Source organism: Cupriavidus necator N-1 (genome assembly GCF_000219215.1).
Taxonomy (GTDB): Bacteria; Pseudomonadota; Gammaproteobacteria; order Burkholderiales; family Burkholderiaceae; genus Cupriavidus; species Cupriavidus necator.
This window is the reverse complement of the sequence record NC_015723.1, coordinates 747833-760176: the sequence shown is the minus strand read 5'-3', so window position 1 is coordinate 760176 and position 12344 is coordinate 747833. Positions and strand designations below refer to the sequence as shown.

The window sequence follows — 12344 nt, the reverse complement described above, 5'->3', positions numbered from 1 at the left end:
CGCGGCATCCCTGCGCGGCACGCCCCGGCTGCTACAGCTTTACAGACGCTCGACGATGGTCACGTTGGCGAGCCCGCCGCCTTCGCACATCGTCTGCAGGCCGTAGCGCTTGCCGTGCGTATGCAGCGCATGCACCAGCGTGGTCATCAGCTTGGCGCCCGAGCCGCCCAGCGGATGGCCCAGCGCGATCGCGCCGCCATGCACGTTCAGGCGCTCCGGATCGGCTCCGGTGGCCTTCAGCCAGGCCAGCGGCACCGGGGCGAAGGCTTCGTTGACTTCGAACAGGTCGATATCGCCGATGCGCAGGCCCGCCTTCTTCAGCGCGACTTCCGTGGCCGGCAGCGGCGCTTCCAGCATCACGACCGGATCATGGCCGATCACCGTCATGGTGTGCACGCGCGCCAGCGGCTTGACGCCGAGCTTCTTCAGTCCGGCCTCGTTGACCACCATCAGGCCGGCGGCGCCGTCGCAGATCTGGCTGGCGGAGGCAGCCGTCACGCGGCCGCCTTCGGCGATCAGCTTGACGCTGCCGATGCTTTCTAGCGTGGCGTCATAGCGGATGCCTTCGTCAGTGGTGTGCATTTCGCCGTTGGCACCGTCAGCCGTGCGCACTTCCACCGGCAGGATTTCGGCAGTGAAGCGGCCCGCCTTGGTGGCGGCGATGGCGCGCTGGTGGCTCTGCAGTGCGTAGGCATCCAGCTGCTCGCGCGACAGGTCATACTTGCGCGCGATCATTTCGGCGCCGGTGAACTGGCTGAACTGCACGCCGGGGTAGCGCGCCTCGACACCGGGGCTCTTGGGCACGCCGAAACCGTTCTTGGCCGGCAGCTGAGACGACAGGCCCATCGGCACGCGCGTCATGCTTTCCACGCCGGCGGCGATGACGATGTCCATCGCGCCCGACATCACTGCCTGCGCGGCAAAGTGCAGTGCCTGCTGCGACGAACCGCACTGGCGGTCCACCGAGGTGCCGGGCACGCTTTCAGGCAGGCGCGAGGCCAGGATGGCATTGCGCGCCACGTTGCCGGCCTGCTCGCCGACCTGGCTCACGCAGCCCATGATGACGTCTTCGACCAGCGCCGGGTCGGCGCCGGTGCGTTCCACCAGTGCGTCCAGCACCTGCGCGGCCAGGTCGGCCGGATGCCAGCCCGACAGCTTGCCGCCCTTGCGGCCACCGGCAGTACGGACCGCCGCAACGATATATGCCTCTGCCATGTGATCTCCTTGGTTCGGTGCAGGCTGCCGGGGCAGCCATGGTGTTGTCCGGAGTGCCGGCATCTGGCGCCGGCAGTGTCGCTTTGCATTGTTGCGCCGCGGGTGGCGGCAAGCGTCGTCGGAAGCGACGAAGTTTGCCGCAGGCCTCAGGTGCGCGGCGCCAGCACTGCAAAGATGGCGGTCGCGCGCAGCAGGCAGCGCTCGCCGCTGACCAGCCGGCAGGTGCCGTAGCGCAGGCGCGAGCCGAGCTTGTCGAACTCCACGCGGGCCTCGACCCAGTCGCCCTGGCGCGCGGAATCCAGGTAGTCCAGGCTCAGGTTGACGGTCACCGCGCTTTTGGAGCGCCCGGTTTCCAGCGACATCATCATGCCGATGGCGGTATCGGCCAGCGTCGCCAGCATGCCGCCGTGCGGGATGCCCAGGTTGTTCAGGTGACTCTCGTCGATCCGCACCGCCAGCGTGCGGCGCCCGGCATGCAGGTAGAGCTGGCCGAAGCCCGCCATGTAGCCGCTCAGGCGGCGCAGCGGGGCGAAGCCCTCCGGCACGTCCCCGCCGGCAGCTTCGCCCGGCTCGGCGATGGCCTGGGTCATCGCCGCCTCGATCTCGGCCTCGGCCATGGCGTCAGGCAAAGAAGCGCGAGGCCACGCTGAGGTGCTCGCGGCAATCGGCCACCATGCGCGTGATCAGCTCTTCGCAGCTGGGTACGTCGTCGATCAGGCCCACGCACTGGCCGGCGCTGATGATGCCGCCGTCGGTCTCGCCCGCCTTGAGCGCCGCCTTGCCGCGCACGCCGGCAACCAGGTGCTTGACGTCCTCGAACTGCGCGCCACCCGGGCGGCGTTCAATGCTCACCACCTCGTCCGACACGGCGTTCTTGAGCACGCGCGCGGTGTTGTGCAGCGTGCGGAAGATCAGGTTGGTATCGCGCTCGCTGGCCTGCACCAGCGCCTTCTTGACGTTGTCGTGGATCGGCGCCTCGCGCGTGGCGCAGAAGCGCGTGCCCATGTTGACGCCCTCGGCGCCCAGCACCAGTGCCGCTGCCATGCCCCGTCCGTCGGCGATGCCGCCGGAGGCGATCACCGGGATCGACAGCTTGCGCACCGCCTGCGGGATCAGCACCATGCCGGGCACGTCGTCCTCGCCGGGGTGGCCGGCGCACTCGAAGCCGTCGATCGACACCGCGTCCACGCCCAGGCGCTCGGCCGACAGCGCATGGCGCACCGCCACGCACTTGTGGATCACCTTGATGCCGGCGGCCTTGGCGCGCGCGATATGTTCCTTGGGATTGTTGCCGGCGGTTTCCAGCACCTTGACGCCGCTCTCGATGATGACGTCGAGGTAGCGCGCGTACGGCGGCGGATTGATCGACGGCAGCAGGGTCAGGTTCACGCCGAACGGCTTGTCGGTCATCTCGCGGCAGCGGCGGATCTCGTTGGCCAGGTCCTCGGGCGTGGGTTGCGTCAGCGCCGTGAGGATGCCCAGCCCGCCGGCGTTGGAAACGGCGGAGGCCATCTCGGCGTAGCCAACCCATTGCATGCCACCCTGGATGATCGGGTAGCGGATGCCAAGCAGTTCGGTGATTCGTGTCTTCATGGATGTCCCTTTGCTGTCTGCGCCGGCAGGGCGCGCACGGTGTTACGGTATGGTCGTGGGTGTGCCGGTCCTGCCGCTTGATCCCCGTCAGTCTACGACCGAGCACCGATTTCCGGCCTCGTCGGAAGCGACGATTGCGGGCGGCGCATTCTGCACTAGTGTTGGGCGATCTCCCGTGCCGTCTTCCCCACCCCGGCACCCCTCCCCCTTTTCCCGGCAGGAGCCCTCATGACGCAAGCCACGCCTTCGTTCGAAACCCTGCGCTACGCCGTTGAAGACGGTGTCGCCACCATCACCCTGCACCGCCCGGACCAGCTCAATGCGTTCACCGCGCAGATGATGCATGAGCTGATCGCCGCGTTCGACGCCACCGATGCCGACGACAACGTGCGCGCCGTCATCGTCACCGGCTCGGGCCGCGCCTTCTGCGCCGGCGCCGACCTGTCCGGCGGCAGCGCCACCTTCGACTTCGAGAAGCGCTATGGCGCCAGCCCCGATACCGCGCACCGCGACGGCGGCGGGCGCGTGTCGCTGCGCATCTTCCGCAGCCTCAAGCCGGTGATCGCCGCGGTCAACGGCGCCGCGGTAGGCGTGGGCGTGACCATGCAGCTGCCGATGGATATCCGGCTGGCATCGACCGACGCCAAGTTCGGCTTTGTCTTTGCGCGCCGGGGTATCACGCCGGAAGCGGCGTCGTCGTGGTTCCTGTCGCGCGTGGTCGGCATCTCGACCGCGCTGGAATGGTGCTATACCGGCCGCGTGTTCTCCGCCCAGGAAGCGCATGAACGTGGCCTGGTGCGCTCACTGCACGCGCCCGAGGACCTGCTGCCTGCCGCCCAGGCCATTGCCCGCGAGATCGCCGCCAATGCCGCGCCAGTCTCGGTGGCGATCTCGCGCCAGCTGATCTGGCGCATGGCCGGCGCCAGCCACCCGATGGAAGCGCACAAGCTCGACAGCCGCGCGATCCAATCGCGCGGGCGCTCCGCCGACGTGAAGGAAGGCGTCAGCGCCTTCCTGGAGAAGCGTCCCGCCGCCTTCCCGGAAACCGTGTCGCACGACATGCCGGACTTCTTCGACTGGACCAGCGAGCCGCCCTTCATCTGAAGCGCGCCCGTCGATCAACCTTTCCGGAATTCGCATGAACGTCAGCCAAGCCGTCGCCAGCCGCAAGTCCGTCCGCGGCTTCCTGCCCCGGGCCGTTGCGCCCGACACCATCCGCCGCGTGCTCGACGCCGCCGCGCGCGCCCCCTCCGGGGGCAACCTGCAGCCCTGGCATATCCATGTCGTCGGCGGCGAGGCCCTGGAGGGGCTGCGCGCCATCATGCGCGAGCGCATCGCCCAGGCGCCCGCGGGTGACGAGCGCGAATACGACATCTACCCGCGCGAGCTGGTCTCGCCCTATCGCGACCGCCGCTTCCAGGTGGGCGAGGCGCTCTACCACTACCTCGGCATCCCGCGCGAGGACAAGGCGCGGCGGCTGGCGCAGTTTGCCAACAACTTCACCTTCTTCGGCGCGCCGCTGGCGCTGTTCTGCACCGTGGACCGCCGCATGGGTCCGCCGCAATGGTCGGACCTGGGCATGTACCTGCAGACGGTGATGCTGCTGCTGCGTGAAGAAGGGCTGGACAGCTGCGCGCAGGAATGCTGGGCGATGTACCCGCAGACCATCGGCAAGTTCCTGTCGCTGCCGGCCGAACGGATGCTGTTCACCGGCATGGCGATCGGCTACGAAGACCCCGAGGCGCCCGCCAACCAGCTGCGCGCCGTGCGCGCGCCGCTGGACGAATTCACGGAGTTCATGGGCATCTGAGCCGCAACCGCGCGCGCAGCCTTCGGCTGCGGCGCGGCCTCAGAGCAGCCCGAGCTGGCGCGCGATGGCCACTGCCTGGGTGCGGTTGCTGGCGTGCAGCTTGGCGCTGATATTGCGCAGGTGCGTGCGCACCGTGGTTTCGGACACGAACAGCCGCTCGGCCATGGCCACATTGGAATAGCCCTCGGCCAGCAGCTGCAGCACCTTCTGCTCCTTGGGCGTCAGCGGCTCAACCAGTGCGGCCGGTGCCGGCCGGCCCGCACCGGCGGCCTGCTCGCCCCCGGCCTGGCCGCAAGCCTGCAGCAGCTTTTCCACGTAGGGAGCAGGCAGGCTGGCCGACTGGCGCGAGCAGGCATCGGCCACCAGCCTGCGCACATCGTCGCCCTCGTCGGCAAAGATGCGGACAAAGCCTTCGGCAGCGCCGAAACGCAGCGCCTCGCCCATCACCACCAGCGCGTGCGCGCCGTCACCAGTGCGCTGGCACGCCTGCGCCAGCAGGATGCGCAGCTTGAGCGCGCGGCGCATCAGCTGGTTGCCCGCGGCAGCCGCCAGCTCGCGCTCGATGGCCTCGCGCACCGGCGTGCCCGGGCGCGCATACAGGTCCAGCCGCAGCCGGCCAAGGGTGATGTCCTCGACATCACTGGCAAAGGAGCTGACCCCGGGCCGCGTGCGCCACAGCGCCGGATCGGCGGCACGTTCGATCGCCTCCTGCGCCGCGTGGACATTGCCCTGGCGCAGTGCCAGCCGTGCGCGCTCCAGCATTGCCGCCATCACCAGCCGCGTCAGCCCGCGGTGGTGCCCCAGCGCCTCCAGTTGCGCCAGCCATTCATGCGCCTGGTCGGCTTCGCCGCGCTCGAAGGCAATGCGGGCCAGCACCGTGTGCCCGGTGATGATCTGGTCAGGCAGCCCGAGGTCGCGCGACAGCGGCAGGTAGACGTTGAGCAGGCGGCTGGCGCGCTCGGAATCACCGCTTTCGTACAGGCCTTCCGCCAGCAGGATGCCGGCCATGGCGTTGCCGTTGGTGGGCCCGAAGCGGTTCGGCAGCATCGTGCTGGCGGCGATGCGAAACCGTGCCAGCGCCTGCTGCAGCCGCCCCTGGCGCAGGTCGATCAGCCCTTCGACCGACTCCGAGAAGATCTTGTTGAAATTGCTGTCCGAGCCGCGCACCGCGTGCCGCGCCACCTGCAGCAGCCGGCGCGCCTCCGGGTAGTCGCCGGCGACTGCAGCCAGGCGCGCCATCGACGTGCCCAGGATCGCATCGGGGAAGGCATAGCCCATCGGCAACGGCGGCAGCTCATTGCGGGCGAAGGCGCGCGCATCGTCGAAGCGGTCCATCATGTTCAGCAGCATGTGGCGCAGCGCGCGGATATGCGCCAGCAGGTCGCCGGCCGCGCCCTCGGTGGGGATCTGCTGCAGCAGGGCAATGGCTTCGGCCGGGCCGCGCGTGAACGACACCGCCCAGACGCGTGCGATCTGCAGCTTGGGCCAGCGCGCCAGTTCCTCCGCCGGCACCGCCTCCAGCCAGCGCGTCAGCAGGCGCATGCGGCCCTGCGCCAGCAGGTCGTCCGCGGCGCCGTCCAGCAACGGCAGCGCGCGCGCCAGCGCACCGGCCGCGAAGGCATGCTCGATGGCGGGCACCGGGCGCCCCTGCGACTCATACCAGCGCGATGCCGACAGGTGCAGCTGCGGCACGGCGTCAGGCATGGCCTGCGCCAGCTGGCCGCGCAGGAAGCCGGAAAAGAGGCTGTGATAGCGGTACCACTGTTCCGATGCCGAACCGGAGCCACGTTCGCCATAGCGCTCGCTCTCCAGCGGCAGCAGGAACAGGTTGGCGCGCTCCAGCCACGCCAGGATCTCGTCGCTGCTGCCAGCGGTCGCGGGCTCGCACACGGCGTCGCACAGCGGCCCGCACAACTGGTCCAGGATCGACGTGCGCAGCAGGAAGTCACGCACCGGCTCGGGCAGGTGCAGGAATACGTCTTCGACCAGGTAGTCGGCGATCGCCGCGTTGGAGCCGGAGAAGCCGGCGATAAAGCCCTCTGGCTGGCTGCGCCGCTCCAGCGCCACCGACGCCAGCCACAATGCCGTGGCCCAGCCCTCGGTACGCCGGTGCAGCACGCTGATGGCCGCCTGCTCCAGCTTCAATCCGCGCGCATGGCGCAGGAAGGACGCGGTTTCGCCAGCGGAAAAGCGCAGTTGCGCGGGCTCGATCTCAAGCAGCTCGCCGCGTGCGCGCAAGCGGCCCAGGCCGGATTCCGGCACCCAGCGCGTGCCGATCACCACGCGGCAGCCGGGCGGCAGGCTTTCCACCAGTTGCCAGACCAGTCCGGTCACGGCGGCATTCTGGATCGCTTCGAAATCATCGAGGAACAGCGTGAAGGCGCCATTGTGGCTGGCCAGGCGGTCGATCAGCGCGAGCGCCTGCTCGCCGGGATCCTGGGCCAGCGCCCCGTGCGCGGACCGGCCGGGCCCGCCGCCGCCAAGGCCCTGCGCGATGGCAGCCTCGACCGAACCCAGGAAGCGCGAGGCATCATTGTCCGAACGGTCCAGCGTCAGCCAGGCGGTGCGCCCGCCCGCGGCCTCCAGCCGCGCGCGGCACTGGAGCATGGCCGTGGTCTTGCCGAAGCCCGCTGGTGCGCGCACCAGCACAAGCTTGACAAAGCCCGCCGCGCACACGGCCTCGCAGATCGCCGCGCGCTCGACCTGGAACGGGGTCAGCAGCGGCGGACGCAGTTTGGCCGCCAGCGATGCGGCGCCGGCGGGCGGCGGCGGGCGCCGTCCGGTCTCCTCGATACTTGCCATTGGCTGTTGTCGTCTCCCGCACATCGCTGCCGTTGCAGGCCGCGCGATGCGCCGCCCGCGCTGCGGATGCAGCCGGGCGGCCGTGGCTGTGATGTAACGGAGGATTATGACGTAAACCGCCGCACTGGCGAAAATGCGGGCGGCGGCAAGCGGCCTACACCAGTTTGTTGGCGTGGCCGGCCCAGTAGCGGTCGCGCAGTAGCCGCTTGAGCAGCTTGCCGGTCGGCAGGCGCGGCAGCTCGGACTCGAAGTCGACCGAGCGCGGGCACTTGATGGCCGACAGGCTGGCGCGGCAGAACGCGATCAGTTCCGCGGCCAGCTCGGGCCCGGCCTGGCCCATGTCGGCCGGCTGCACCACGGCCTTGACCTCTTCGCCGAAGTCCTCGTTGGGCACGCCGATCACGGCCACGTCCATCACCTTGGGATGCGTCATCAGCAGATTCTCGGCCTCCTGCGGGTAGATGTTGACGCCGCCGGAGATGATCATGTTGGCCTTGCGGTCGGTCAGGTACAGGTAGCCGTCCGCATCCGCGTAGCCGACATCGCCGATGGTGCTCCAGTCCGGCTGCTGCGGGTGGCGCGACTCCGCGGTCTTGGCCTCGTCATTGTGGTACGCAAAGGCGCGGCCTTCGGCAAAGTAGATCGTGCCCGATTCGCCCGGCGGCAGCAGCGCGCCGTCCGGTCCGCAGATGCGCAGCTTGCCGACCATGGCCCGGCCCACCGTGCCCTTGCGCTCCAGCCACTCCGGCGTGCTGACCACGGTCACGCCATTGCCTTCCGTCCCTGCGTAGTACTCCCAGATCACCGGTCCCCACCACGCGATCATGGCTTCCTTGACCTGCACCGGGCACGGCGCGGCCGCGTGGATCGCCACGCGCAGCGACGACACGTCATAGGCCTGCCGCTGCGCCTCGGGCAGCTTGAGCATGCGCGAGAACATCGTCGGCACCAGCTGCGTATGCGTGATGCGGTGCTGCTGCACCAGCTGCAGGTAGTGCTCGGCATCGAAATGCTCCATCACCACCGCGGTCCCGCCCAGCGCCTGCACGGTCATGTTGTAGCGCAGCGGCGCCGCGTGGTACAGCGGCGCGGGCGACAGGTAGCGCGTCTCGGCATCGAAGCCATAGAGCCGCTGGCACAGGCTGGTCAGGGTCGTGGGATCTTCGATATTCGCGCTCGACGGCGGCGCATACACCCCCTTCGGCCGGCCCGTGGTGCCGGACGAATACAGCATGTCGCCGCCGGTCACTTCGTCATCGATGCGCGTTGCCGGGCAGCGCGCCAGCGCGGTCTCGTACGCGTCATAGCCCGGCACGGTGCCATCCAGCATCAACCTGCCACGCAATGCCGGCGTCTGCCCGGCCAGGGCTGCCGCGACCTCGGCCTGCGCGTGCGTGGTGACCAGCAGCTTCGCGCCGCTGTCATTGATGATGTAGGCGGCATCGGCCACGTTCAGCCGCGTGCTCAGGCAGATATAGACAATGCCGCTGCGCTGCGCGCCCCAGCACAGTTCGAACAGGCGCGGATGATTCTCGATCATGAACGCCACGCGGTCACCGGGCTGCAGTCCCTGGCTGCGGAACAGATGGGCGACCTGGTTCGAGCGTTCGTCCAGTTCGCGGTAGGTGACGACTGCGCCGCTGCTGCCCATGATGACGGCTGGTTTGTCGGGCGTGCGCTGCGCGTGGATGTGCGGATGCATGGCGTTGAACTCCTCGACGGGTGTCGGTGTGTTGGCGGATGCCGATCCCGCATTCTCGGAACGTCGGCCGGTTCAACAATCGTCGGAAGCGACGAAGCGACACCGCCGCCGCTTTGCCGCAGTGCCGCAAAGCAGGGCCGCGGGCGCGTCGGGACAGCTTCGTCCGATGCGACGATGCGCCACCGGGCGGCCTGGCACGATGATGCCCGCCAGACTACCGCAATCACGCCTCACCCCCATTCCAAAGGAGCCAAGGTGGATTTCCAGTTCAGCGAAGAACAGTCGATGCTGCGCGACACGCTCGCGCGTTACCTGGCCGACCACTATGATTTCGAAGCCCGCCGCGCTGCCGTGCAGTCCGCCGCGGGCTGGCGCCCGGATTGCTGGCGCGCATTCGCGCGCGAGCTCGGCATTCTCGGCGCGGCCTACCCCGAGACGCTGGGTGGCCTGGGCGGCGGCGCGGCCGAGCACATGATCGTGATGGAGCAGCTGGGCCGCCATCTGGTGCTGGAGCCCTACCTGGGCACCGTGGTGCTGGGCGGCGGCGCGCTGATGCACAGCAGCCCCGAGCTGGCCGCGCAGTGGGTGCCGGCCATCATCGGCGGCGAAGCCACCGCCGCCTGGGCCCACGCCGAACCCACCAGCCGCTATTGCCGCCACGACGTGCAGGCCAGCGCCGCGCGCCAGGGCAACGGCTACAAGCTGAGCGGGCACAAGCGGGCCGCGGTCGGCGCGCCGTTCGCCACCCACCTGGTGGTCAGCGCCCGCACCTCCGGCGCGCGCCGCGACCGGGACGGCATCAGCCTGTTCTGGATTGCACGCGACACGCCGGGCGTGACGCTGCGCGAGTACCCGACCTTCGACGGCCTGCGCGCCGCCGAGGTGCTGCTCGACAACGTGCAGGTGCCAGCCAGCCAGCGCATCGGCGCGGAAGGCGAAGCCTTTGCGCTGATCGAACAACTGTGCGACGAAGCCATGGTCGCGCTCTCTGCCGAAGCCAATGGCGCCATGGCCCGCATGCTGGCCGACACCATCGACTATGCGCGCCAGCGCAAGCAGTTCGGCGTGCCGATCGGCACCTTCCAGGTACTGCAGCACCGCATGGCCGACATGTACATGCAGCTGGAGCAATCCGTGGCGCTGACCCAGGTGGCGGCGATGCAGGCCGCCAGCGCACCGCAGGCACGCGCCCAGGCGGCGTGCGCGGCCAAGATCCAGGCCGGCCAGGCCGGTGCCTTTGTCGGCCAGGCGGCGGTGCAGATCCACGGCGGCATGGGCGTCACCGAAGAGCTGGCCGTGGGCCACTACTTCAAGCGCGTCACCGCGATCGACCTGCAGCTGGGCTCGGCCGAGCACCACCTGCGCCGCTACGCCGACCTGCTCTACCCCGCCCAGGCCGCGGCCTGAAGCCGGCATTCCCGAACACAGACGATTACCCAGCGAGGCCCGTCGATGAATCTCGATTTCTCCCCGCAAGACCAGCAGTTCCGTGAAGACGTGCGCGCCTGGATCGCCCAGGCCTATGACGCCGACCTGCGCGCGATGATGGCGCAGTCCAAGAACGGCTACCTCGACAAGGCCGCGCAACTGCGCTGGCAGAAGGCGCTGCACGCGCGCGGCTGGGCCGCGCCGAACTGGCCGAAAGAATATGGCGGCCCGGGCTGGAGCTCGACCGAGCGCTTTATCTTCCAGTCGGAACTGGCCGCCGCGGGCTGCCCGCCAGTGTCGCCGATGGGCCTGAAGATGGTGGCGCCGGTGATCATGAAGTACGGCACGCCCGAACAGAAGCAGCGCTTCCTGCCGCCGATCCTGAGCTCGGATGTGTGGTGGTGCCAGGGATATTCCGAACCGAACTCCGGCTCCGACCTGGCCTCGCTGCAGATGCGCGCCGATCATGGCACCGACAGCGACGGCGAGCACTACATCCTGAACGGCTCCAAGATCTGGACCACGCATGCGCAGTGGGCCGACTGGATGTTCTGCCTGGTGCGGACCAGCCGCGAATCGAAGCGCCAGGAAGGGATTTCGTTCCTGCTGCTCGACCTGCATACCCCCGGCATCACGGTGTCAGCACTGCCGACGCTGGACGGTCCCATGACCGGCCAGCAGGAAGTGAACCAGGTGTTCTTCGAGAACGTGCGCGTGCCGGTGGCGAACCGCATCGGGGAGGAAGGCAAGGGCTGGACCTATGCCAAGTACCTGCTGGAATTCGAGCGCGGCGGTACGTATAGCCCGATGCTGCGCAAGCAGCTGTCGAAGATCGCGGATATTGCCGCGGAACAGCCTGCCGACGACGGTGGCCGCTTGCTGGACGATCCCGCCTTCCGCCGCAAGCTGGCGGCGCTGCACCTGCGTGCTGCCGCGCTTGAAGCGGTTGAGTTGCGGGTGTTCTCAGGCGTGGAATCCGGGACCTCGATCGGGGCCGCGTCGAGCATGCTGAAGCTCACGGGCACTGAAACCCTGCAGGCGGCCAGCGAACTTGCGGTGGAAGCCGCGGGGCCGGCGGCGTTGCCGTTCGTGCAGGACACCTGGGCTCAATTGCAGGGACGCGAGGCCGCGCCGCGTGTCGGGCCTGAATATGCTGCCGTGCTGGCGCCGCGTTATTTCAACTATCGCAAGGCGTCGATTTACGGAGGGTCTAACGAGATCCAGCGCAATATCATTGCCAAGCTTGTGTTGGGGCTTTGAGCGTTTGTGTACCAGTGATGGTTTCAAGAGCAGCCGCCGTGTGCGGCTGTTTTTTTTTGGAGTTTGGCGATATCGCATCAACGCCTTCGGTTGCGCTCCGCGCAAACGCAGAAAAACCGACAGGGCACTTTGGGCCTGCGCAGCGGCCGTAGGCGTCCCCGCAATGCCGTTTGCAGCAGGCGGCCTACGCCCTGCATGGGGATCGTTCAATAGTGGGTTAACGCAGGCACTGCCCCACACTCACATGGCGTAGCAGGGTCGAAAGGGCACCCACGCCCAAACGGCAAGCACCACCGTGCGAACCACCAACACCGTGGAATTGATTGCCAGCCGCATAGGCGACGCGTTTTTTGGTTACTTTTTGTCGCTCGGACAAAAAGTGACTCGCCGGCTACGCCGGCGAAACAGCCCACGCCTGCCAAGAGCCACAGACCGACCGCTCCAATCCGCCAAAAGCGCTGAAAGCCCCTCCTAGGGTTCTCTCCTAGGGTTCACCCTTAATTGACGGCTCATCCCTCACGCCCATATATTTTT

Annotated in this window: 9 protein-coding genes; 4 read left to right on the top strand and 5 right to left on the bottom strand. The window is 68.5% G+C overall.

The genetic code is table 11. The annotated features are described in order from the left end of the window. Window positions 1–39 precede the first annotated feature (39 nt). From CNE_RS21555 to CNE_RS21545, 3 genes are all read right to left on the bottom strand, one after another. On the bottom strand, window positions 40–1215 hold the full coding sequence (locus CNE_RS21555; RefSeq protein WP_013952394.1) for an acetyl-CoA C-acetyltransferase: 1176 nt from the start codon (window positions 1213–1215) through the stop codon (window positions 40–42). Window positions 1216–1361: 146 nt separating this feature from the next. Then, on the bottom strand, window positions 1362–1832 hold the full coding sequence (locus CNE_RS21550; RefSeq protein WP_013952393.1) for a PaaI family thioesterase: 471 nt from the start codon (window positions 1830–1832) through the stop codon (window positions 1362–1364). A 4-nt stretch (window positions 1833–1836) separates the two neighbouring features. Next, a complete protein-coding gene (locus tag CNE_RS21545) occupies window positions 1837–2808 on the bottom strand; it encodes an NAD(P)H-dependent flavin oxidoreductase (protein ID WP_013952392.1) in 972 nt (323 codons plus the stop codon). Between the two features lie 228 nt (window positions 2809–3036). Here CNE_RS21545 and CNE_RS21540 point away from each other — a divergent pair, with 228 nt between their 5' ends. Next, window positions 3037–3912, top strand: a complete 876-nt coding sequence (locus CNE_RS21540) for a crotonase/enoyl-CoA hydratase family protein (RefSeq protein ID WP_013952391.1) — start codon at window positions 3037–3039, stop codon at window positions 3910–3912. Window positions 3913–3946: 34 nt separating this feature from the next. Next, a complete protein-coding gene (locus CNE_RS21535) occupies window positions 3947–4618 on the top strand; it encodes a nitroreductase (protein WP_013952390.1) in 672 nt (223 codons plus the stop codon). Window positions 4619–4657: 39 nt separating this feature from the next. Here the strand turns inward: CNE_RS21535 and CNE_RS21530 are convergent, their stop codons facing one another. Both CNE_RS21530 and CNE_RS21525 read right to left on the bottom strand, forming a co-directional pair. Further along, window positions 4658–7420, bottom strand: coding sequence for a LuxR C-terminal-related transcriptional regulator (locus CNE_RS21530; protein WP_041228564.1), 2763 nt, complete (start codon window positions 7418–7420; stop codon window positions 4658–4660). 154 nt (window positions 7421–7574) lie between these two features. Next, on the bottom strand, window positions 7575–9122 hold the full coding sequence (locus CNE_RS21525; protein WP_013952388.1) for an AMP-binding protein: 1548 nt from the start codon (window positions 9120–9122) through the stop codon (window positions 7575–7577). 255 nt (window positions 9123–9377) lie between these two features. Here CNE_RS21525 and CNE_RS21520 point away from each other — a divergent pair, with 255 nt between their 5' ends. Further along, window positions 9378–10529, top strand: coding sequence for an acyl-CoA dehydrogenase family protein (locus tag CNE_RS21520; protein WP_013952387.1), 1152 nt, complete (start codon window positions 9378–9380; stop codon window positions 10527–10529). Between the two features lie 45 nt (window positions 10530–10574). Beyond that, window positions 10575–11810, top strand: a complete 1236-nt coding sequence (locus CNE_RS21515; RefSeq protein ID WP_013952386.1) for an acyl-CoA dehydrogenase family protein — start codon at window positions 10575–10577, stop codon at window positions 11808–11810. Window positions 11811–12344: the final 534 nt, after the last annotated feature.

Bases quoted from the DNA above. Each gene is read 5' to 3' on its own strand.
- CNE_RS21535 (WP_013952390.1), top strand. From the start codon at position 3,947: ATGAACGTCAGCCAAGCCGTCGCCAGCCGCAAGTCCGTCCGCGGCTTC.
- CNE_RS21515 (WP_013952386.1), top strand. From the start codon at position 10,575: ATGAATCTCGATTTCTCCCCGCAAGACCAGCAGTTCCGTGAAGACGTG.
- CNE_RS21525 (WP_013952388.1), bottom strand. From the start codon at position 9,122: ATGCATCCGCACATCCACGCGCAGCGCACGCCCGACAAACCAGCCGTC.
- CNE_RS21545 (WP_013952392.1), bottom strand. From the start codon at position 2,808: ATGAAGACACGAATCACCGAACTGCTTGGCATCCGCTACCCGATCATC.
- CNE_RS21550 (WP_013952393.1), bottom strand. From the start codon at position 1,832: ATGGCCGAGGCCGAGATCGAGGCGGCGATGACCCAGGCCATCGCCGAG.
- CNE_RS21530 (WP_041228564.1), bottom strand. From the start codon at position 7,420: ATGGCAAGTATCGAGGAGACCGGACGGCGCCCGCCGCCGCCCGCCGGC.
- CNE_RS21540 (WP_013952391.1), top strand. From the start codon at position 3,037: ATGACGCAAGCCACGCCTTCGTTCGAAACCCTGCGCTACGCCGTTGAA.
- CNE_RS21555 (WP_013952394.1), bottom strand. From the start codon at position 1,215: ATGGCAGAGGCATATATCGTTGCGGCGGTCCGTACTGCCGGTGGCCGC.